The sequence below is a fragment of the Desulfosoma profundi genome (assembly GCF_055387865.1).
The window spans coordinates 2,528,020-2,546,909 of the sequence record NZ_AP042420.1; the positions used below are offsets into that span (position 1 = coordinate 2,528,020).

The 18,890-nt window shown below is 57.0% G+C and carries 16 protein-coding genes, 1 tRNA gene and 2 pseudogenes; 15 read left to right on the top strand and 4 right to left on the bottom strand.

All coding sequences use genetic code 11. The features are described from left to right. Window positions 1–65 precede the first annotated feature (65 nt). The 13 genes and pseudogenes from ACZ5K9_RS10905 (at window position 66) to ACZ5K9_RS10965 (ending at window position 12,988) form a co-directional block, all read left to right on the top strand. The gene (locus ACZ5K9_RS10905) at window positions 66–488 is read left to right on the top strand and encodes a DUF3842 family protein (protein WP_464271367.1); all 423 of its coding nucleotides are present in this window, start codon (window positions 66–68) and stop codon (window positions 486–488) included. Continuing rightward, the gene (locus ACZ5K9_RS10910) at window positions 481–672 is read left to right on the top strand and encodes a CooT family nickel-binding protein (RefSeq protein ID WP_464271368.1); all 192 of its coding nucleotides are present in this window, start codon (window positions 481–483) and stop codon (window positions 670–672) included. The genes ACZ5K9_RS10905 and ACZ5K9_RS10910 overlap by 8 nt, the downstream gene beginning before the upstream one ends. A gap of 366 nt (window positions 673–1,038) precedes the next feature. Further along, window positions 1,039–2,052 carry a FecCD family ABC transporter permease gene (locus tag ACZ5K9_RS10915; protein ID WP_464271369.1) on the top strand — a complete coding sequence of 338 codons (1,014 nt, stop codon included), beginning with the start codon at window positions 1,039–1,041 and terminating at the stop codon, window positions 2,050–2,052. Window positions 2,053–2,135: 83 nt separating this feature from the next. Beyond that, a pseudogene (locus ACZ5K9_RS10920) lies at window positions 2,136–2,480 on the top strand (ATP-binding cassette domain-containing protein); the annotation flags it as partial. A gap of 409 nt (window positions 2,481–2,889) precedes the next feature. Continuing rightward, the gene (locus tag ACZ5K9_RS10925; RefSeq protein WP_464271370.1) at window positions 2,890–3,987 is read left to right on the top strand and encodes an iron ABC transporter substrate-binding protein; all 1,098 of its coding nucleotides are present in this window, start codon (window positions 2,890–2,892) and stop codon (window positions 3,985–3,987) included. Between the two features lie 238 nt (window positions 3,988–4,225). Next, window positions 4,226–6,514: a TonB-dependent receptor gene (locus tag ACZ5K9_RS10930; protein WP_464271371.1), complete on the top strand. Its 2,289-nt coding sequence runs from the start codon at window positions 4,226–4,228 to the stop codon at window positions 6,512–6,514. Window positions 6,515–6,641: 127 nt separating this feature from the next. Beyond that, window positions 6,642–7,283, top strand: a complete 642-nt coding sequence (locus tag ACZ5K9_RS10935) for an FmdE family protein (RefSeq protein WP_464271372.1) — start codon at window positions 6,642–6,644, stop codon at window positions 7,281–7,283. A gap of 25 nt (window positions 7,284–7,308) precedes the next feature. Then, a pseudogene (locus tag ACZ5K9_RS10940) lies at window positions 7,309–7,755 on the top strand (TonB-dependent receptor); the annotation flags it as partial. Between the two features lie 584 nt (window positions 7,756–8,339). Continuing rightward, window positions 8,340–9,233: a TonB-dependent receptor domain-containing protein gene (locus ACZ5K9_RS10945; protein WP_464271373.1), complete on the top strand. Its 894-nt coding sequence runs from the start codon at window positions 8,340–8,342 to the stop codon at window positions 9,231–9,233. 219 nt (window positions 9,234–9,452) lie between these two features. Further along, entirely contained in the window at window positions 9,453–10,070 is a 618-nt protein-coding gene (locus ACZ5K9_RS10950) for a class I SAM-dependent methyltransferase (RefSeq protein WP_464271374.1), read from the top strand. A 663-nt stretch (window positions 10,071–10,733) separates the two neighbouring features. Continuing rightward, complete coding sequence (locus tag ACZ5K9_RS10955) at window positions 10,734–11,570, top strand: ABC transporter ATP-binding protein (RefSeq protein ID WP_464271375.1); 837 nt, start codon at window positions 10,734–10,736, stop codon at window positions 11,568–11,570. Beyond that, the gene (locus tag ACZ5K9_RS10960) at window positions 11,567–12,304 is read left to right on the top strand and encodes an ABC transporter permease (RefSeq protein ID WP_464271376.1); all 738 of its coding nucleotides are present in this window, start codon (window positions 11,567–11,569) and stop codon (window positions 12,302–12,304) included. The genes ACZ5K9_RS10955 and ACZ5K9_RS10960 overlap by 4 nt, the downstream gene beginning before the upstream one ends. Before the next feature lie 300 nt (window positions 12,305–12,604). Continuing rightward, on the top strand, window positions 12,605–12,988 hold the full coding sequence (locus tag ACZ5K9_RS10965) for a hypothetical protein (RefSeq protein ID WP_464271377.1): 384 nt from the start codon (window positions 12,605–12,607) through the stop codon (window positions 12,986–12,988). A 173-nt stretch (window positions 12,989–13,161) separates the two neighbouring features. Here ACZ5K9_RS10965 and selB read toward each other — a convergent pair whose 3' ends face one another. The 4 genes from selB to ACZ5K9_RS10985 all read right to left on the bottom strand — a co-directional run bounded on the left by selB (window position 13,162) and on the right by ACZ5K9_RS10985 (window position 16,378). Further along, complete coding sequence (gene selB / locus ACZ5K9_RS10970) at window positions 13,162–15,129, bottom strand: selenocysteine-specific translation elongation factor (RefSeq protein WP_464271378.1); 1,968 nt, start codon at window positions 15,127–15,129, stop codon at window positions 13,162–13,164. A 13-nt stretch (window positions 15,130–15,142) separates the two neighbouring features. Next, window positions 15,143–15,679, bottom strand: coding sequence for a hypothetical protein (locus ACZ5K9_RS10975; protein ID WP_464271379.1), 537 nt, complete (start codon window positions 15,677–15,679; stop codon window positions 15,143–15,145). A gap of 76 nt (window positions 15,680–15,755) precedes the next feature. Beyond that, entirely contained in the window at window positions 15,756–16,217 is a 462-nt protein-coding gene (locus ACZ5K9_RS10980; protein WP_464271380.1) for a hydrogenase iron-sulfur subunit, read from the bottom strand. Between the two features lie 69 nt (window positions 16,218–16,286). After that, a tRNA-OTHER gene (locus ACZ5K9_RS10985) sits at window positions 16,287–16,378 on the bottom strand. Between the two features lie 246 nt (window positions 16,379–16,624). On the opposite strand from ACZ5K9_RS10985, the gene ACZ5K9_RS10990 reads away from it, so the two are divergent. Together ACZ5K9_RS10990 and ACZ5K9_RS10995 are read left to right on the top strand one after the other, a co-directional pair. Further along, window positions 16,625–17,353 (top strand): amino acid ABC transporter ATP-binding protein, encoded by a 729-nt coding sequence (locus ACZ5K9_RS10990; protein WP_464271381.1) that lies wholly within the window; start codon window positions 16,625–16,627, stop codon window positions 17,351–17,353. 76 nt (window positions 17,354–17,429) lie between these two features. Next, a complete protein-coding gene (locus ACZ5K9_RS10995; protein WP_464271382.1) occupies window positions 17,430–18,503 on the top strand; it encodes a branched-chain amino acid aminotransferase in 1,074 nt (357 codons plus the stop codon). Window positions 18,504–18,890 lie beyond the last annotated feature (387 nt).

Consider the following 18,890-nt stretch of genomic DNA (forward strand, 5'->3'; position numbering starts at 1 on the left):
CTCTGGACTTTCTTTCAAACGCAGAAGAACTTTAACGGATTGGAAAGCGAGTTCATGGAATGTCCATGAAGCGAATCTGTGTTATTGACGGTCAGGGAGGCGGCATTGGGGCTGCTGTCATTAAGGCCCTGAAAAGCGCATATGGTGAAAGCGTGGAAGTGATTGCTTTGGGAACGAACGCGATCGCCACCTCGCAGATGCTCAAAGCCGGGGCAAATCGCGGGGCCACGGGGGAAAGCGCCATATGCTGGACGGTTTCCACGGCGGATTGTATTGTGGGGCCCATTGCCGTCACCTGGGCTCACAGCATGCTCGGAGAAGTGACTCCCAGGATCGCCGAGGCGGTGGCATCCTGTCGTGCCGTGAAAGTGCTGATTCCTTTAAATCAGGAAAGAGTGGAGATTGTGGGTGTGGTCAAAGAGCCGCTGCCTCATCTGGTGCAAGCCGCCCTGGAGGGGAGAATCAAGGAGGTTATTGAAGATGTGTGAAGCCAACGCCTATGTGGTCAAAGACGGCCGAGAAGAGCTCCTCATGGAATCCGTGGATGTTGTGGAGCCGGAAAGCGAGGACACCTGGCGTCTCGTAGGGATCTTTGGAGATCGGAAGACGATTCGGGGACGCATAAAGATGATGAATCTGGTGGATCACAAAATCATTTTTGAAGAAAAGTGAGAGTGCCCGACACTGACGTCTGAAGACGCCGCGGGGACGCTTTGAAGAGCTGCCTCGAAGAGGAGCCGGTTCGCGTAAGAGCGGGCACCTCGCCGGCCTGAAAGGGGTACAAAGCTGTGTTGGGGCGGGAAGGTCGCCGCTCTTTCGCCCTTTTTGGATAAGCTCAGTGAGGAGCTTCGAGTTTCGTAGGCCGGGATAATATGCCGCCCTGAAGGGCGTTGCGGCACACCCGAAACGTGCCCGGCCGAAACATAAGTTTTCCTAAAAAAGGGGCCACGAAGGCTGCCGAAAACCTTGAAAAAGGGGGGAGGCTTCGTGTGCCCTTTTTTTTGTGCCGGGAACAGACTTTGGAGAAAGGATGCTTTGATGCCCCCAGGGCTTGCGGAAACTTTTTGGTGCAAAGCGAGAAAAAAACAGAGACTTCTTCTTGGCTTGGCAGGCGGGACGGCCGTCTTGGCTGCTGTCGCGGTGGGTTTTGGAACTTACCCCATGAGCCCTGTGCAGCTGCTGCAGTCTTTTTTCCGGCTCGTGGATGACACTCGTTCCCTAGTGGTCTGGAACATCCGCCTGCCGCGCATCGCCGCGAGCCTTGCCGTGGGGGCAGGTCTGGCCCTGGCCGGTCTTTTTATTCAAACGCTTTTGAGAAATCCTCTGGGATCTCCATCCACCCTAGGGATCAGTCAGGGTGCGGCCTTTGGGGCTTCGTGCACCATCGTTCTCTTTCATGGAAGCCCTTTCTGGACGGCCGTGGCCGCCTTTGCGGGATCTCTGGGGGCTACGGTGCTCATCGTGGTTCTGGGGAGGCTTCGGGGGCTTACCCCAGAGGCTGTCATTCTGGCAGGTGTCGCTTTGTCGTCGCTTTTTGGGGCGGCCACAGTGCTTTTGCAGGTATTGAGCGATGAAACGCGGCTTGCCATGGCTGTCGCCTGGAGTTTTGGCGACGTGGGTCGATCCAACTGGACCCAGATCCAATGGCTCAGTGCGGCTGTGGTCGGATTGGGTCTGGTGGGCTTTGTGTGGCGGTGGCATCTGAATGCTTTGGACATGGGTGAAGAACCAGCCAGGACGCTGGGCATTTCCGTGGAGACGCTGCGCTGGTGTGGGCTTATCGCGGCGGCTTTCGTGTCGGCTTTGGCTACAGCCTTTCACGGGGTCATCGCTTTTGTGGGCCTCATCGCACCCCATGCGGCACGACGCATCGTCGGGGCCGACCATCGGTTCTTGGTCCCCGTTTCTGCGGTATTGGGCGCGGCCCTGTTGCTCCTTGCCGACACCTTCTCCCGGGTCGTTTTGGGAACAGGGTCGTTTCCCGTGGGCGTGGTGACATCGTTCCTTGGTGCTCCCTTGTTCCTATCCATCTTGTTGAAAAGGCGCACATGATCCTGACCGTTTTGGATATTGAGTTTCGTTACAACAGCCGCGCTGTCCTTCAAGGGGTACGCTTTCAAGTGTCACGGGGGGAGATGGTGGCGGTCTGTGGCACCAACGGCGCGGGAAAATCCACGCTTCTTCGATGTCTCAACGGTGTCCTTGGTCCTCGCGTGGGATCCGTTCTTTTGGACGGAGAGGATGTGCGTCTTTTAGGACCCAAAGGCGTGGCTCGAATGGTGGCGTCTGTCCCGCAGAAAGCCCAGGATTCCGATCTGAGCGTCTTTGAGGTGGTGCTTTTGGGGACGCTTCCGCACCGGCGCTGGGGGCCCACCCGTGACGATGTGGAGAGTGTGGAAAAGATCCTCATGGACATGGATCTTGCTCCGTTGGCCTCCCGGCGTTTTTCGACCCTCAGTGGCGGCGAGGCGCAAAAGGTTCTTCTGGCGAAAGCCCTCACCCAAAAACCCAAAGTCCTCCTTTTGGATGAACCCACCAGCCACTTGGACATGAAAAACCAATTGGACGTGATGCAGCTCGTGCGCCGCATCAGTCGTCAAGAATCGTTGGCTGTAGTCGCAGCGATTCACGACCTCAACATGGCCCTGCGGTTCTGCGACCGGCTCCTTTTCTCAAAAACGGCCGCATCGAAACGGCCGCGACCCCTCAAGAGGTGTCGGCGGAGACGGTGCGACGCATCTACGGTGTGGATGTGCTCGTGTGTCGGATCGAAGACTCCTTGGTGGTGGTGCCGAGATGTGACAAGGCTCCTGCGGGTGATCCAGTGGCAACCGGGCAGCCGAGGTGGTTTCAAGGCGCACAAGGGACAATTCACGAAAAGGATAGGCCATGAGGGGATGGTCACGCATTGTCCTGACGGGCTTGGGCCTTGCGGTCATGTGGTGTCAGGCGCAGGCTTTTTCGGTTACGGACATGGCAGGGCGCACGGTGAGTTTTGCCGAACCACCTCGCCGCGTGGTGTGTCTTGCCCCTGGCGCATTGCGTCTCATTGTCTACTTGCAGGCCCAGGATCTGCTGGTAGGCGTGGAGGGCATCGAAAAAACCGGCGCTTCTGGGCGACCTTACCGCATGGCCCACCCGGAACTGGCCACGTTACCGCTGATCGGTCCAGGAGGGCCCACAAGCATCAACGCGAAACCTGACTTGGAGCCCATCTTGGCCGTCAAGCCGGATGTGGTTTTTGTGACGTACATGGATACGACTCTGGCCGATGAGGTGAGCCGCCTGGCCGGTGTGCCCGTGGTGGTTTTAAGCTATGGGCGGTTTGCTTCCTTTGACGAGGAAATCCTGAACTCGCTCCGGGTGGCCGGAAAGGTTTTGGGCCGTGAAGAGCGAGCCGTGGAGTTGGAACGGTTCGTGGGTGAACTCCGGGAAGATCTCCGGCGCCGTACGGCGGATGTTCCTGAATCAAAAAGACCGCGAGCCTATGTGGGAGGCATCGGGTACAAAGGCGCCTACGGCATTCAAAGCACCGAAGTCCACTACATCCCTTTCGTGTGGAACCGCGTAACGCATGCAGCGGCGGGCATCAGAAGCCGCCTCGGGGGCCACATCTTCTTGGATAGGGAACAACTGTTGGCCCTCGATCCCGAGGTCGTGTTCATCGACGGAGGGGGATTGCAGCTTGTGGAAGAGGACGCCCAAAAACACGCTGACTTCTACCGCCGGCTGAAAGCGTTTCAGACAGGGCGCGTCTACCTTCTATTTCCTTTCAATGCCTATGCGACCAATGTGGAATCGGCCCTAGTGGATGCCGTGGCCGTGGGCAAGGTGCTTTACCCGGAACAGTTTGCCGATGTGGACGTGCGTCAGGCGGCGGATCGGATTTACAGCACCTTTGTGGGCCGACCCATCTATGACGAGATGGAAAAACTCTATGGGCCGCTTGGAGGTGTTGTGCCGTTGAAAGCCATTTCGAGCCGTTGAGGCCTCGGCGCCAAAGCCTCGTGAACCTGTGAGAAGCCGGCCATGGAGCCTCACGAGGTCCGCCACGGCAAACGCCGTAGTGAGCACCTGGGCATGTGAGATGCCCAAAGGAAAACCGAGGGGCTGACCGGGAAAAAGAATCCCGGTGAAGGGATCGAAGAAATGCGGGGCATGGAACCCGTACGTTCGACGCTGAAGCGCGTTCGTGCTGACACTGACGATCATCGAGGAGGGTTCCATGAAAATGCAGCAGACGACGACGGCGAAAAGTGGAGTTGGCTCGGGAAATCCCGTGGTGCTCGGAAGATCATGGAGACGAAGGGTTCTGGTGGGGGCCTTTGTGGCAACCCTGCTTTTGCCGTGCCTGGTTTTTGCCGCCGAAGAGGGGGGATCCGAGGAGAAAAAAGTCGACGATGTTATGGTTGAGGCCCCCAAGATTCTGGCCCCGACGCGACAGGCCGACGAGACGGTGTATACGGGGACGGCGGTCACCAGGAAAGGTATCGAGGCCCAAGGACCTCGAGCCTCCACCAGTGTTTATGAAACCCTGCGCATTCTTCCCGGCGTGCAGGTGGAAAGCCCGGACCCTTTCGGCTTGGCCGCGGAACAACAGAGCATCCGCGTTCGTGGTGTGCGCGGCTACCTCGGCGCCCTCACCGTGGAAGGGATTCCCAACTACGGCGGCAACCCCATCGGACCTCGGGACTACATCTATGACATGATGAATGTGGAATCGATTTCCATCTACAAGGGGGCGGTTCCAGGCGACATCGGCACCGGTGTGGGATCCCGTGGAGGGGCCTTGTGGCTGCAGCCTCGCTGGCCCCAGGAGGATCTAGGTGTGCACTTGGGTCAAAACGTGGGGTCCCATACGTACACCCGGAGCGAGGCGCGCGTGGATTCCGGACGTCTAGGGCCTCTGGATACAAAACTCAGCGCCTCCTATTCTTATACCGAAGTGGATAAATGGAAAGGTCCGGGTCAGGTCGGCCCTCGCAACAACGCCAACATCATGCTCACCCAGGATGTGGGCCAATGGTTGAACGCCAAATTCTGGGTGAACGTCAACGATCTGGATCAAAACCTTTACAGACCTCTCACCTACCAACAGACCCGCGACCTCTCCGATCAGTATAACCGGGATTACAGTTCATCACGCACAGGTAAAGCATCTGAAGATATTTATTACTACGATTACAATAAAGGAAATTACAATAACAGCGATGTTTTCGGTATCTTGACCATCAAACCATGGGAGAGCCTCCATTTTATCCTGAAGCCCTACTATGCCGACGAAGATACGGAGATTTATCAAGGAAGTCCGAGCCAGGGGGGCATCGTTCAAAAAAGATTCCGGGACATTGACCGCAAAGGGGTGGTGGGGGAAGCCCGAGGCAGCGTGGCGTCTCTTACGGCCACTCTGGGATATCTCTATGAAGAATCGAACATGAACATCAGCTCCGAAAACTACGGGATTTCCGGCATGAGTTTGGTCTACCGAGGGATCGGCGTGGCGGCCACCACGGGAACCACCTATATTCATAGCCCTTACCTCAAGATCTCCGGTTCCCACGGATCCTTCGACTGGCAGGCGGGCATGAAGTATTTCCGCTTTGAAGATTCCGAGAGCCAAGGGTACACGACACCCGCGCCGACGTACACGCCGGTGCCGGCTCCCGACCTGAACCGGGAAGCCCGCACATACGATCTCTGGCTGCCGACGCTTGGGATAGGCTACCGTTTTGGAGAAGACTTTTCCCTTTATGCCAGCTATGGAAAGAACTTTATCCGCCCCTATGCGTACATGCCTTTGATCAATCTCTACAATGCGAACCGATCCAAATTCCAGGCTGCGGGAATCAACTTGAACGATCTTTTCAAAGGTTACGACATGGAAGAATCGGACAATTTTGATGTCGGGGTTCGATGGCATACCGCCTGGTTTGAATTGGCTCCAACGGTTTTCTACGGCAAACACAAGAATCTTCTGACGACGGTCTATGACCCTCGAGTCAATCTCAGCTACCAGCAAAACGTCGGGAAGGCGCGAAGTTACGGACTGGACCTGGAAGCCGATGCTTTTCTCATGAAAAATCTCACCCTTTTTGTCAACCCCACGCTGACCTTTATGGAATACGACGACGACATCACCTACCAAGGACAGACCTTCTCCGTGGAAGGCGACCAGGTGGTCGATACGCCCAAGGTCATGGTGCGGGCGGGGTTGCTGGCCACCGTCGGGGCCTTGGAAGTCATTCCTTCCATTCGCTTTTCGAGCAAACGCTACGGGGATATTCAGCATAACGAGGAAATCGATGCCTATACGGTTGTTGATTTCGGCGCACGTTACAAACTCAAAAATATACTCTTTGACAACACCCTTAACCTTTCCTTAGATATCTATAATCTTTTGGACAAGAAATATATTTCCCTCATCAATGTTTCCGATGACAGCCGAGGCGGTGACCCGAGTTACTATCCCGGGGCACCTTTCACGGTCATTGTTTCGGCGACGCTGGAATTTTAGCCCGCCGTCCGGGAATGAGCGGCGCGTCGTTGCAAGAGGGAACAAGAGACGGGGAGCTGGGGCTGACAAGCCCGGGCACAGGGGACACTAGGCCCCCAAGACCCTGGGGAACGAGGAGTGAGAAGAGATGCATCCAGATGCCTTTGATGAGCATAGCGAGAGTTTGTGGCACCGATGCGCCGCATTTCACGGGCATGTCTGTCCGGGATTGGCGCTGGGGTTTGTGGCGACCCGGATGGCCATGAAAAAGCTCCGGGAAGAGCGAGCCGAGGACGAAGGATTGGTCGCCGTGGTGGAAAACGACGCCTGTTTTGCCGACGCCGTTCAGGTCCTCACCGGGTGCACCTTCGGCAAGGGAAACTTTATCCACAAAGATTTCGGCAAAATGGCCTTGACGCTCTTCAGCCGGGGATCCGGCCGCGGCGTCCGAGTGGCCCTCAAAGGGGATGTCCTCGGCCGGAACCCTGAGCATCTCCAACTCTTGAGGAAGATGATGAGCGGCCAGGCTAATGCGGTAGAGCAGGCGCGCTTTAAGGCACTTCATGCCCAACGGACGCGGGAGATCTTGCACGTCGAGCCGGAATCGGTATTCCAGGCGACATGGGTGGACGGACCGCCTCCCGAAAAGGCCCGGATGGAACCGTCCACGCCGTGCGCGGACTGCGGGGAACCGACCATGCCGAGCAAGATGGCGGACACGCCGTCGGGGGCGCTGTGCCGGGCGTGCGTCCAAAAGATATCAGGAGTTGCCAGCCATGAGAAACCATGACCTGAGGAACCTGTTTGGGACCCTGATGTTCATTGTCACCTTTGTGTTCTCTTTACCCGTTCCGTCCTCAGGGGCAGAACACGAGACGGCTGCCGTTTTGGAACCGGTTCATGTCGTGTCCTCGCCCATTATTGAAGACAATGTGGTGGACGCTTTTGCCGCCCAAAAAACGGTCGTGACCGAAGAACAAATGGACAACCTGAACGCCCAGGATCTGACGACCGCTCTTCGTCGGACTCCTGGGATCACCATCTCACGATATAACCCTGTGGGTTCTTTTGGAGGGGCGACGGGTGGAGCCGTGTTCATCCGCGGGTTGGGATCGAGCCGTCCCGGTGCCGAAATCAAGACCTTCGTGGACGGGGTGCCGGTCTACATGAGCCTTTGGAACCATCCTCTCTTGGATCTCTTGCCCATTGATCCGGCACAATCTGTAGAAGTTTATAAAAGCCCTCAGCCCCATCTGTTCGGAAATGCCTTCGGGGTGGTGAACCTCGTGCCCAAGACCGCGCCTTCTGAGGGTTTTTCCACCGTGGTCGGCGGGGCCTACGGAAGCTACGACACCGTAGTCGTTCGAGGGGAACATGGGGGCCATGTGGCCCCCTTCAGTTACTACGTGGGCGGGGCCTGGCGCCGTTCCGATGGACATCGCGACGATGCCGACGGCGCGTTGGGCAACGTCTACGGCCGACTGGGGTGGGACATCAATCCCAACTGGAAAGTCCAAGGATTCACATTGTGGAACGACAACTATGCCGATGATCCCGGCGCTGAAGGGGCTTTATCGACCCAGCGGCAAGGACGCTACGAAACCCGCCTGTGGCTTCTGTCCGCGGCCTTGACCAACGAGTACGAGCGAGCCGCCGGATTTCTCAAAGTGTACCGAAGCGGTGGTGAAGGCGACTGGCTGGATCAACCAACTTCCACAAGCGGGGTGAGGGAAGATCTCTTTAATGATTTCCTCTTCTACGGCGTGAAAGCCCGGGAGCGTTTCGCCTTTTGGCCTGGGGGGAGCTCGTCACAGGTCTGGACTGGGACCGCACCGAAGGGGACTATGTGGCCTATTACACAGATGGAAAGAAAGACGTCTGGAGCGGTCATGATTTTACCATTCTCTCGCCGTACGCGGCCGTCAGTCACATGTTCGGCCATTCCCAAGGGTTCCACCTCACCCCTTCGGCCGGCATCCGTTATTATGACCACACGGACTTTGAATCCCAATGGGCGCCCCATGCAGGTGTCGTGGTGGGATACAAGGATACGGAACTGCATGCGGGGTACGCTCGCGGTGTCCTTTACCCCGGCCTGGATGTCGTCGTCTTTTCTGAAAAGGTCATCCCGGCATTAAAAGACTCTTGGAAGAATTTGGACCCTGAAGTGCTCGACCACGTGGAGGTCGGCCTGCGCCACCGATGGGGTTCTTGGCTTTCGGTGGATATTACAGTCTTTCGCGACGAAGGATCGGATCGGTATGTGGTGATTCCCCCGCCGCCGTTTCCACCGGTTTACGACAATGTGGAAGATTACACGTTGAAGGGGGTGGAAACCACGGCCACGGTCTATCCTACGGATCGTCTGTCGTTGTTCGCAGGAGCGACTTTTCTGGACGCAGATCCGGCAGATTTGCCTTATACGCCCGAGTGGACCGTGAGCGCCGGCCTCAATTGGCGTCTCCTGGATCGCTGGACCTTGAGCCTGGACGGGGAACGGGTGGGATCCATGACCGTTCGTGAGCAGGCTCGGCGTGCCGGTGTCATCAATACCCAAACCGTGGATGCCTATTTTCTCCTCAACGGCAAGATCAGTTACCGTTTCCCGCTTCCCTATGCCAAAGCAGACGGAACGGTTTACGTGGCGGTGGAAAACATTCTGGATGAAGATTACGAATATCTCCCTGGGTATCCTATGCCTGGCACCAATGTCATGCTGGGAGCCAAGCTGACATTCTAAGGAGCGCGGTTTCGCGGCCGTACGGGGTCACTCGCCGGATGGGAGGGTCGTCGGCCTTCTTTCGGCGACGGCACGCACCGACTTCCGAAGCCGGCCGAGGATTTCTTCGATTGTCCACCGTGCCGTCGGATGGAGGAACTCAAGCCTTCCCGGGCTGGGTTCCTCGGCGCTCGGCATGAAGCGTCTGAAGGAGAACCGACGCGGGAGGATAGGAACAGGATGGCGGGTAAGGTGGATTTTTTCGAAGCGCGGGCCCAGACATGGGAACAATCCTGTTATCCTCCAGAAGTTCGGGCCCGCCTGGAACGGCTTCTTCCTGAGTTCGGTCTGCATCCGGGCGAAATGGTCTTGGACGTGGGTACGGGCCCCGGAATTCTCATCCCGTACGTGCGCCGTGCCGTGGGTCCTGCGGGTCGAATTGTGGCTTTCGATCTCGCCTGGGCCATGACCGTGGAGGCTTTCAAAAAGTGTGGGCTTCATGGGGAACTGGTCCTGCAAGCGGACGTCCATACGATTCCCTGCCGAAGTGGGATCTTCGACCGTGTCCTGTGCTTTGCCGCCTTTCCCCATTTCGACGATCCACCGCAGGCTTTGGCGGAGATGGCTCGAGTGCTCAAAGTCGGCGGGCGCCTTGTGATCGCCCACCTGCTTAGCCGCGAAGAATTGGCGCGCCATCATGCCTCCCACGAAGATGTCCGCCGCGACGTGCTGCCGGATGCTGCCGCCATGACCCGGCTGGTTGCCGGCGCGGGCCTTGAACTGGAAAGCCTCGAGGATACGCCGGGCCGGTATCTATTGCGGGCGCGCAAAATTTCCGGCCCCGGCATGGGTAAATAATCCATCGGTTCTTGATCTTACCGGCTGTCACATCGGGTGCCGCGACGAAAGGATGCCTTTCCAGGCGTTGTTGTTCCATTATTCCGGTTGGTGTTTAGATGGTCATCGGACGGGGCCGCCTACCTGACGGCCGGGTCTGTGGGCATCCATCGCAGAGGGAAACCGCGAGGGAGGACGTGCCGAAGCCGGGAAACTGTTTGTGGGATGAATCTCCAAGGTCCAGAAAAACCGGAATATTTTGTTCCAGTTCGTCTCTTTCGAAAAAATTGATGAGATCCCGAGGTTCGGCATTCGATGGTGTGGGGACCCGCATGGGGAGTGAGTTTCCCGGCTGAGATAATCCCATCGACTCGCGGCTTGGTTTTTTCAATCCCCGGGGCATGCTGATGCCGCTCAGGGTGTTGAATTTTCTCTCCGCTATCGCCTAAACCATGGCATGGAGGCTGCTCCGGCACCGAGATCGACGAGTTCGGGCCTCCGGTCGCCGGTCAGGCTGGTTTGTCTGTTGGCTCAGCCGATGGATCCCGGTGGAGCTGTGCCAAAAGACATGAGAACCCCCAGGTCTAAGGTCCCGCGTATGGACCGGAAATTGTCTGGATTCTTGGAGATGTGCAGTGTATTGGACGAGCAAGGGGGCACAGCGTATGCGCCGTGGGGCTGACGATGATTGAAATTATCGCGCTGAAAAAGGACTACAAGAAGCTGGAAGCACTCAAAGGGGTAAGCCTTCGCGTCGCTTCAGGGGAGCTTTTCGCATACCTTGGCCCAAACGGGGCCGGCAAGACGACCACGATCCGTATCTTGACGGGACTCACCCGGCCGACCGCCGGCCGTGCCTTGATCGGCGGGCATGACGTGGAAAAAGAACCTCTTCAGGCCAAAAGACAGCACGGCCTGGTACCCCAGCACGTGAACCTCGACGCCGAGCTCACCGTTGAGGAAAATCTGGTCATCCACGCAAAGCTTTATGGGATGGGCAAACAGGATATCCGTACAAGAATCGACGACCTTTTAAGCTATGTGGGGTTGGAGGAAAAACGCCAGAGCTTGGTCAAACGCCTGTCAGGGGGGATGAAACGGAGGCTCATGATCGCCCGGGCCTTGTTGCACCGCCCCACCGTCCTGTTCCTCGACGAGCCCACTGTGGGATTGGATCCCGCCATTCGACGGCGGATCTGGAGCCTTATCAAGAAGATTCAACAAGATGGGGTGACCGTGTTTTTAACGACACACTACATCGAAGAGGCGGAGTTCCTCGCGGACAGAGTGGCTTTTGTGGATGAGGGGAAAATCGTGGCCTTGGACACTCCTCAGCGGCTCATGAACACCTTGGGGCAATGGGCCATCGACTCGTACCGGGAAAACGAAATGCAGACCCACTATTTTCCCGATAGGGAATCGGCACGACAGTATGCCGAATCCCATCGGAATGGTTATACGTTGCGCCGGGTCAACCTCGAAGATGCATTCCTGCACTACACGGGAAAGAAAGTGCTATGAGTCGCGCGTGGACGGCCGTCTATCTTCGTGAACTGCTCATTCTGCGGCGGCGGTTTTTCCGTCAGATTTTTTCGTGGTCTATTGCGCCGCTCCTGTATCTCATCGCTTTCGGCTACGGCATGGGCCGTCAAGTGACCGTACAGGGGGTGGACTATCTCCAGTTTCTGCTCCCCGGCTTGGCGGCCATGACGAGCATGACGCAGGCTTTCGCCATCGGCAGCGAAATCAACATTGCTCGATTTTATTGGCATATCTTTGAGGAGTTCCAGGCTGCACCCATCAGCCACGTGGATTACGTGTTTGGGGAAGTGCTTGCCGGAGTGAGTCGGGCGATGCTGGCTGGACTGGTCATCATCGGGCTTGGTGCCCTTTTTGGTGTTTTCCTGTCGTACAATGCCTTTTTTTGGGGAGCCTTTGTCTTGAACAGCTTCGTCTTTTCAGGGCTTGCCGTGGCTTTGGCCATGCTCGTCCGATCGCATGCCGATCAAGCCTTCATGAACAATTTTATCATCACGCCCATGGCTTTCTTGGGCGGCACCTTTTTCCCCCTAGCGCATCTTCCGGGCTGGGCCCAAAAAATACTCCAGTTCCTGCCCATCACCCATGCCACTTCGGCCATGCGGGAGGCGGCCCTCGGCCGGACTCCCGATCCCTTCGGTTATATTGTGCTGGCTCTCCTGGCCGGAGTAACCTTTATCGGTGCCGTGCTCACGGTCGATCGGGCCCGGGATTGAGCCGGGGGATTTCCAGAACCGGAGGGCCATGGAGAATCGGACGGATGGACCGGGATAGCATTGTCATCGCTTCGGGACGTGCCAGGCACGACAACTCGTCCGGCCGCCTGGAAACAAGACGCCGGGGTTCGAGCCGGGGATCCGGTCCTTTAGGCATCGGGGGCAATTCCGTAGGGTCGAAAAGGTTTATGGGGCCTGTCCCGCGGTAACCCGCCACGGCTTCTATGGAGGATATCGCCAGCCGAAAAGCGGCATGGCGTGTCGCCGGAAAGAGCGGTCTGGAAGTTCCCAGCAGAGACGATGGGATGGGCGACCAAAAATGTCGGCCTCACGGTGATCCTGGCGTTGGAATCGCTCCCTTTCGGTCTCAGGCTGGAGGACTTCCAGCGTCGCCTGCAGGCTCTCGCCTCGGATCATCCCGGCTTGATGTGGCATCGGGAAAGCTCGGAAGAGGAATCGGCAAAACTCGACGAGCTTTTGGAGCGCTGGGAGAAACGCCCTCCTGCGGCGCCGATGGGTGGTCCCCTGAGAGAAGACCTTTCAGGCGCCGCGTGGGTTCTCGAAGTTGTTCCCACGGTGAACCTGGCGCGGGGAAAAAACCGGAGTTCTGTGCGTCGCTTGGATTATCCCGGAACGGGACGACTGACGTTGGTGCTGTCAGTCCATGGTTCGCGTTGCCTCTGATAGAGGGGCTGCATCTGTGATCCACTGTGCCGTCGGAAATGAGAATCGTGGCTGTGCGCCCAGCCCTTAGAAAACCTGATCGCACGACTTGGCCGCTGGGAGTCTTCGTCTTGCCGCAGAGCTTCAGAGATGCGGCGGATCCGCCCGGCCATCGAAGCCGACGGTCGGCGCTTCTATGAGGCGTTTTGATCGTTTTGGCGGCCGGCCCAAAACGTTTTGGCATAATCTTGAGCGAGCACTCTGCGGTCTCCCACGCGGACCGTCATCCCGATGGAATCCAGATAATCCAAAACACTCGCACCTCGGGTGCGACCGAAACCGAACAAGGTCGTGCAATCGGCGAGGGTGACGGCGCCGTCTTTAAGGATCTTTTGGCGCACCCTTTCTTTAAGCTCCTCTAAGGCGCCACGGGTCATGTATCGGCCGTCCCGGAGGCGGACCAAGGTCTTTTGAGCCGTCAAATAATCCACCAATTTTTGCACTTCCGATCGAGGGTACCGTTCCCCGTGCTCGTCACAGAAAGTGCCGACGGCGAAAGTTCGATACCCTAGTTTGTTGGCGTAATCGAGAATCCTTTGCACCAGTTCCTGTTGGCGTCGGGGAAGGACGGTGACTTGGTCGGGCAGACGATAACCCGTCGGCGTTCGGATAATGGTGCCCCGCGAGACCAAATCCTCCAGGATATGAACGGTGAGGGTATCCTCCATGGAGGGATCGACCTTATGGCGGATTTCCTCCGCCGACACAACCGTCTTCAGCGGGTTGGCAGCCAGGATATCCGCAAGGGCTTGGAAAACTTCTCGCACCCGATGATTGTAAGACATCTTCGGCATGTAGAAAGCTTTGCCGACATGGACGTATCGGTCGTTCTGATGGGCATTTTCCAAATACATGAGGATTTCTTCACGGGCAAACCCCGTGGCTCGCGTGATTTCATCGGCACTCAGAGCCCGATGTCCCATGCGGTCAAACAGCATGTCCACCGCCTGGGGAACGTCCTGACGCGTGAGGCACTCCAAAAACGGGATGACTTTCGGCGCCTTGCGCTCGCGGTACTTTTGTCCTGAAATTTCCAAGATGACGCCCCCGCCCATGACGGTCTCGAGATCCAGGGAGCACATGACAAAAGGATCCCGCGCCAAGGCGGCGACAGGCTTTTCCATGCGGAATTGGACCAACCCGGTGTTCCCCGGGGGCAGTGATTCCCGATCCATAAGCACGGCCAGGGCGTTATGACAGCCCGTCCCGAGGTGGATTTTTACCCGCGTTCTGTTGAGCAGCGGCTTGACGCAGTGATGAGACAATTCCACTTGGGCATTGAGATAAAACGCCACAGACCCATATCCAGGGCTGATCAGGCACATTCCATGGTCCAGCTCTGCGGCAGGCACGCCACGCAGATTGATACCCGCCCGCATCCCGGCCTCGACTTTCGAAACCCGTTCGTGGTGTGTTTCAAGAAACCGTGCAATGGCTGTCTGGCGCAGAGGCAGAATCTCGACCATGTCGCCTTCGTGGAGCGTTCCCGAAACCACGGTGCCTGAGACGACGGTGCCGAAACCGGCCGCCTGAATCACCCGATCGATCCATAACCGAAACACCGGATGAACTGTATGTTTCAGGCTCAAGTGAGCACGCTTCTGGATTTCCCGAAGGATCTCGTCCTTTCCTCGACCATCCACGGCCGAAAAGGCAATCACCGGGCCGCCGTCGAGAAAGGTGCCACGAATAAGATCCCGCACTTCCAATTCGGCCAGCTCGAGGGTTTCAGAATCGACAAGGTCGGCTTTGCTGAGGACAACGATCCCTGTGCGAGCTCCCATGAAACGGAGAATTTCCAGATGATCCCGTGTCTGAGGCATCACACCGTCATCGGCCGCGACCACGAGAACCGCCGCCTCGACGGCGCTCAAGCCTCGAATGGTGTTTTTCCGAAAGTCCTTGTGTCCCGGGACATCCACCAGGGCGATGCGGCGGCCGTCCGGAAGAATAAGGGGGGCTACCCCCGGCTCGATGGTCAAGCCTCGGCGTTTTTCTTCTTCGAGTCGGTCGGTGTCGTATCCGCTGAGAACCCGGACCAGTGAAGTTTTCCCGTGGTCCACATGCCCTGCGATGCCGAGGGTAAAATGATGGGGTGACACTGTGCCTTCTGCCTCAATCTTGTATGAAGTTTTGGATCTTGGCCCGAAAGCGCTGAAGAGCCTCGGGCACGGCCTTACGGGTCGTGACGGTGCGATCCATTGTGGTTTCTTGTTCTCCCTGTGCGTATCCAGGGTGAAGGGGACGCAAGGGTGGATTTTCCAAAAGGGCTTCTGGTTCGTAGCTCCAAGGGGCTGATGCAAGGTCAATGAGTGGTTTTTCCAATGGAGCGAATCGTTCCACCCAATCCAGACGAGCCATGATTTCGAAGCGGGCAAGGTCCACCAAGTAGAAGTACCCGTTGAGGAGGTGACATAATTTGTCCATTTTCTGGGCTTTGAAGTCGTCACCCCGTCCGCACTCTTGGCACACCATGATCACATCATAGAGAGCCGCCTGCGCGTTGTGGTCTTCCGAGGCGAAGGCCAGCACGATGGGATCGGGCAAATCCATCCACGATGTTGTGTCGCGCCATAGACCGTCGTGTGGAAAATAGGACCGGCACAAGCGAAAAGCCTTATGGGCCAAGAGAATCCGTTTGTGTGCGGCCAAGGATATAAGGTTACCCATGATGCTTTAGAAAATTCGCCGATGAAGATCTTCCTTTCGAAAGGTCAGGTCCGAATCTTCAGCCGGACTTGGCCCCGGCTGCACGAGACCCACCGGCCTTATGCCGAGAGTCGGACAACGGCCCCAAGGTACGGATGCGGTCCACAATGTCGCGGCAGCATTGGGCGAATTGCGGTCCCATGGAAGCTGAGTTGTAGACCATACCGACGCGTTGAGGTTCCACCCCGACGGCCTCGAGGAGTCTCTGGACGGCGGCCACCCGCTTCGCCGCCTTGAGGTTTCCGGAGACATAATGGCATTCTCCTGGAAGACACCCTGAGACGTAGACGGCATCGGCACCTTCTTCCAAGGGTTTGATGAGATGGAGAGGATCAACGCGTCCTGTGCACGGCACCAGGACAATATAGATATTGGGGGGATAAGAAAGACGCATCGCCCCAGCCAAATCCGCCGCCGTATAAGAACACCACTGACAGCAGTACAGGATGATTTTCGGTTCGAAGACATCAATGGTTGTCATCGCTGGCCATTCATTTTTTTACGCTGGCAAAGTCGCCCCGTCCCTTGGTGTGGTCCACAACGGTGACCATGGAGGGGGCAAGGGGAATCGAACCTCCTCCCGGTGGATGAGACCGGGCCGACGGGTTTGCAGCCCGCGGGGCGCCCAGCGCCGTTGCCCCCATTTGAGTCAAGCCAGCGTCATAAGGACGTGTCACCGTTGACGTTCTTGGCTCTTAAGACGAAGACATCCATATGTCAAATTGGTATTTCCGATGATTTTAGGCTCATATTATTCCGTTCATGTTTCTTAGGGTTTTTCGAGGCTTGCAGTGCGGCCCTGAGTGGCGTATGGTGAAAATCAAAGAACACCAAGCAACGATAAGGTATTGAGACTCCAGGGGTTCGGCGGTGACGACGGGGACGCCCATGATTCTTTTTCGGGGGGTCAACAAGTGGTTTGGCCCTTTGCATGTTTTGAAGGACATCGACTTCGAGGTGGCTGCGGGCGAAGTCGTGGTGGTGTGTGGTCCGAGCGGATCGGGAAAAAGCACGATGATCCGGTGTATCAACAAGCTGGAGCCCATCCAGAAAGGGACCATCGTTGTGGACGGAATGGACCTGAACGATCCCCGGACGGACATCACCAAATTGCGGGCGGAAATCGGGTTTGTGTTTCAACAATTTAACCTGTATCCGCACATGACGGCTTTGGAAAACATCACTCTGGCGCCCATAAAGGTTCGCAAGATGTCCAAAAAGGACGCCGAAGAAATTGCGTTGGAAATTCTGGACAAAGTGGGGATCCGGGAAAAAGCGCACCACTACCCCGCCCAGCTTTCAGGCGGGCAACAGCAGCGTGTGGCCATCGCTCGGGGACTGGCCATGCGGCCGAAAATCATGCTTTTCGACGAGCCCACGTCGGCGCTGGACCCCGAAATGATCAACGAAGTCCTGGATGTCATGAAAAATTTGGCCAAGGAAGGCATGACCATGGTTGTGGTCACCCACGAGATGGGCTTTGCCCGAGAGGTGGCTCATCGTGTGGTGTTCATGGATGAGGGGCGTTTGATCGAAAGTGCCCCTCCGGAAGAATTTTTTTCCAACCCGCAGAATGAGCGGACGCGGATGTTCTTGAGCAAGATTCTGACGCACTAGTGAAATTGGTTTTGGAAGAAGGTCACCGAGGCACAACGGGCAGGAAGAGACTCAACGGGAATTTGGGGAGGGTTTCATGGAAATCGCCATTCATGCTGTGGCACCGGAGCGGAGAAAGGTTCGACCGGCGGATGCAGGATTGGTTTTTGGAAAAATCTTCACCGACCATATGTTCGTTATGGATTTCACGACGGGAGACGGGTGGACGAACGCCCGAATCGTTCCCTACGGGCCGCTGCCGTTGGATCCGGCGGCCATGGTGCTCCACTACGGCCAGGGCATCTTTGAAGGCCTCAAAGCCTACCGGTGCTCCGACGGGCGCATCCACCTTTTCCGCCCGCTGGAAAACATGAAGCGATTTAACCGATCGGCCCGACGCATGTGCATGCCGGAAGTGGACATCCACTTTCACCTGCAGGCGATTGAAACCTTGATTCGCCTCGATAGCGAATGGGTTCCTCGGAGCAAGGGAGCTTCGCTTTATATCCGTCCCACAATGATTGCTTCCGAGCCCCATTTGGGCGTCCGGCCGGCCACGGAATATATCCACTACGTGATCACGTGCCCTGTGGGAGCCTATTATCCTGAGGGGTTTAACCCCGTGAAGATTTACGTCACGGACGAATATGTTCGCGCCGTTCGGGGTGGGGTGGGCGAAGCCAAGACCATGGCCAACTACGCCGCGAGCCTCTACGCCCAAGAGGTGGCCAAGAAGAAGGGCTACACCCAGGTGTTGTGGCTGGACGCCGTGGAGCGACGATATGTGGAAGAAGTCGGCACCATGAACATCTTTTTCCTCCTAGGAGATGAGCTCGTCACGCCTCCGCTCGGTGGATCCATTCTGCCAGGGGTGACCCGCGATTCGGTGATCCATTTGGCACGCCATTGGGGCCTCACGGTTCATGAACGGCCGATCACCATCGATGAAGTCATCGAAGGTATCGCTTCGGGACAGATGAAAGAAATGTTCGGGACGGGCACGGCAGCCGTCATTTCTCCCGTGGGCCTGGTGTGCTACAAGGACAAGACATACAAGGTGGCTGACGGCGGTGTGGGCGAATGGTCCAAGCGCTTTTACGACGAAATCACAGGCATTCAATACGGCGACAAAGAAGATCCTTTTGGGTGGGTCCATCGTGTCGATATTTAAAGGGCGCATTTAAGAAAAGCGCTCTGGTCATTAATTTTCTTGGCTCCGGCGAGGCGCAAAATGAATGTCCGCTGACGATTCCGATGGACATGGGGTAAGGAGAAGAGCAGACCTCACAAACGACACCTGGAGGGTCCGAGACATGGTGCCTTAAATGGGCATGATGTCTGGAAGTGGATCGGGGCGATGGGGCGTGTCTCAAGACCTGACATACCCCATAGTCCCCGAACGGATACGAGCAGGCTTTCCCCCATGCGCGGTCCAGAGGGTAGCCTGTCCTCCAGGTTTTTCCCCGTCATCCCCACGTTGGTGCATCTCATGGCTGGCCGCTCCCTACAAGTTTCAAAAGCCCGATGGACGAACACAACAATGGATAAAGGTTGACCG